Source organism: Pseudomonas sp. GM33 (assembly GCF_000282295.1).
GTDB classification, from domain to species: domain Bacteria; phylum Pseudomonadota; class Gammaproteobacteria; order Pseudomonadales; family Pseudomonadaceae; genus Aquipseudomonas; species Aquipseudomonas laurylsulfatiphila.
Map to the genome: position 1 here is coordinate 1 of NZ_AKJO01000205.1, position 2,535 is coordinate 2,535.

Annotated in this window: 3 protein-coding genes; 1 reads left to right on the forward strand and 2 read right to left on the reverse strand. The window is 62.0% G+C overall.

The window, feature by feature from the left end:
• Positions 1-109 precede the first annotated feature (109 nt).
• A complete protein-coding gene (gene ahr, locus PMI26_RS00015) occupies positions 110-1,141 on the reverse strand; it encodes an NADPH-dependent aldehyde reductase Ahr (protein ID WP_007981149.1) in 1,032 nt (343 codons plus the stop codon).
• A gap of 199 nt (positions 1,142-1,340) precedes the next feature.
• Here ahr and PMI26_RS00010 point away from each other — a divergent pair, with 199 nt between their 5' ends.
• Positions 1,341-1,541 (forward strand): YbdD/YjiX family protein, encoded by a 201-nt coding sequence (locus tag PMI26_RS00010; protein ID WP_007981151.1) that lies wholly within the window; start codon positions 1,341-1,343, stop codon positions 1,539-1,541.
• A gap of 13 nt (positions 1,542-1,554) precedes the next feature.
• On the opposite strand, the gene PMI26_RS00005 is transcribed toward PMI26_RS00010, so the two are convergent.
• A complete protein-coding gene (locus PMI26_RS00005; RefSeq protein WP_007981153.1) occupies positions 1,555-2,322 on the reverse strand; it encodes a metallophosphoesterase in 768 nt (255 codons plus the stop codon).
• Between the last annotated feature and the right edge of the window lie 213 nt (positions 2,323-2,535).

Genomic DNA, 2,535 nt, shown 5'->3' on the forward strand with positions numbered 1-2,535 from the left:
TGGCAGGCCAGCTCCTACAGGGACCGCGTTTATCCAAGTCCCCCGCGTTATTGTTAACGACCATCGCTGGCAGGCCAGCTCCTACAGGGGACCGCCTTCGGCTCTCCTGTCACCGGCTGGCATCCACCACCACGCGGTAGCGCGCCTTGCCGCTGCGCAAGTGATCGATGGCGTCGTTGATCCGGCTCATGGGAAACATCTCGACCTGCGGCAGGATCTGGTGGCGGGCGCAGAATTCCAGCATGGCCGCGGTGTTGGCGGGTGAACCGACCGGTGAGGCGGACAGGGTTTTTTGCTGGGGAATCAGGTTGAACACGTGCACCGGAATGGCGTCGGGCACGACGCCGACAAAGTGCAGGCGCCCCTTGCCGCGCAGGGTGGCGAGCATGGCGGTCCAGTCGAGGTTGGCGTTGGCGGTGACCAGGAGAAAATCCAGGGTGCCGGCAATGTCGTTGAGCGCATCGGAGTCGGTCGAGGCGACCACCTTGTGTGCGCCCAGGCGCCTGGCTTCGTCCTGCTTGCTCAGCGATGAGGTGAACGCCGTGACTTCGCAGCCCCAGGCGTTGAGAAAGCGCAGCGCCAGGTGACCAAGGCCGCCGATGCCCACCACGCCTACCCGGTCAGTGGGCTTGATGCCGAATTCCACCAGCGGGTTGAACACGGTCGAGCCGGCACAGAACAACGGCCCGGCCATTGCCGGGTCGAGCCCCGCCGGGATCGGCAGGGCCCAGGCCCAGTGCGAGCGGACGCGGTCGGCAAAGCCGCCGTTGCTGCCGATGATGGTCGGTTGCACTGTGCTGCACAGGTTATGCGAGCCTTCGATACAGGAGGTGCAATGCATGCAACTGCCCTTGTACCAGCCGATGCCCACCCGTTGCCCCAGTTCCAGGCCACGCACCTGATCGCCCATCCGCACGATACGACCGACCACCTCATGGCCGGGAATGAACGGGTAGCGGCTGATACCCCAGTCGTCGTCGATCAGCGACTGGTCGGAGTGGCAGACGCCGCAATATTCCACGGCGACTTCCACCTCATCGTTGCCCAACGGACCGGGATCGTAGCTGTAGCGTTCCAGTGGCGCGCCCGCTGTCGTGGCGGCCCAGCCGGTAAAGGTGGTGAGTTCGCTGCTGTCGCTCATGGGATACCTCCAGATCAGAAGTCAGGGGTCGTGGCCGCTCGGGTGCAGCGGCGGAGCGAGGAAAGTGTAGCGGGTTGCCGGCGGTCCATCGGGCGCGAGCCTGGATACTTGAAAATACAAAGGCGCCCGATCCGGACACAATGCCGATACATGAGCGCGTTTTCATGGGCCAGGTCCCACGCTCACAGAGAGATCCGCCATGTTTCGCAAATTGCAGCAGGTTGCCAGAATGTTCAGCCAGAGCGCCCGATTGATGGTCGGTGTTCCCGAGTACGACAACTACGTGGCACAAATGGCCCGCAACCGTCCGGGTGAGCCAGTGATGAGTTATGAGATGTTTTTCCGCGAACGTCAGGAAGCGCGTTTTGGCCGGGGGAAATGCAATACGCGGTGCTGCTGACCCGAGCGTTACCTCAGAAATCCAGATCGATCACGAAGGCATCATCGAAATCAGGATTTTCATTGATGCCGTTCTTGGCATAGCCCCGAGGGTTGCAGACCACCCGGGTGTTGCCCACCCGATAATCAAAACTGCCATGGGTGTGCCCATGCAGCCACAGGGCTGGCTGCCAGTCTTTGATCCGCGCTTCGAGGTCCGAGACAAAACTCGAGTTGATCGGTGAACCGGCAAAGGTCGGGCTGATGCTCGATCGTGTCGGGGCGAAATGAGAGACCACCACTGTGGGCGTGCGGCTGTCGCGGGCGAAGCAGTCTTCCAGCCAGGCGACTGTCTGTAGAAACACCAGCTGGGAAATGGCCGGCGTGAACAGGTCGGGAAAATCGGGGGCGATCTTGATGTGGCTGAAGTCGCGGATCAGCTGAGTCGCCAGGTTGATACCCCGCGTACGATCCTCAGGGTTGTCGAGCAGACGATAGTCCGACCACAAGGTGCAACCGAGAAAGCGCACGCCGTCGTGGACGTACTCCGAACGTTCCAGCACGTGGATCTGCGTGCCTTGCGACAAACTGTTCAGTTGCTCGTAGGTGGAGACCAGGTCACTGCCATAGAACTCGTGATTGCCCGCCACGTACAGCAGCGGAACCGGGCACGCCCTGGCCCACTCGATGGCCTTGGCGGGGCGCGCGATGTCCCCGGCGAGCACGACAATATCGGCCTCCACGGCGGGAAAAGGAACCGCGTTGACGGACAGGTGCATGTCGGACAGCAAGGCGATGCGCATGGATCAACTCCGGCGTGTCTTGGAGGGCTGGCCGTCCAAATTACCTGTTGTTAGCCCGCAGTCACAAGCCTGCTGGTCAGCAAAAAAATGGCGGGAACGGATGTACGCCAATGCCGTGCTCACCGCCGATCCATTGTGGGAGCGAGCCTGCTCGCGAAGAGGCCGGCACATCCAACAGAGATGTCGACTGACCCACCGCTTTCGCGAGCAAGC

Coding starts and splice junctions, on each gene's coding strand:
- ahr (WP_007981149.1), bottom strand. CDS start 1,141: ATGAGCGACAGCAGCGAACTCACCACCTTTACCGGCTGGGCCGCCACG.
- PMI26_RS00010 (WP_007981151.1), top strand. CDS start 1,341: ATGTTTCGCAAATTGCAGCAGGTTGCCAGAATGTTCAGCCAGAGCGCC.
- PMI26_RS00005 (WP_007981153.1), bottom strand. CDS start 2,322: ATGCGCATCGCCTTGCTGTCCGACATGCACCTGTCCGTCAACGCGGTT.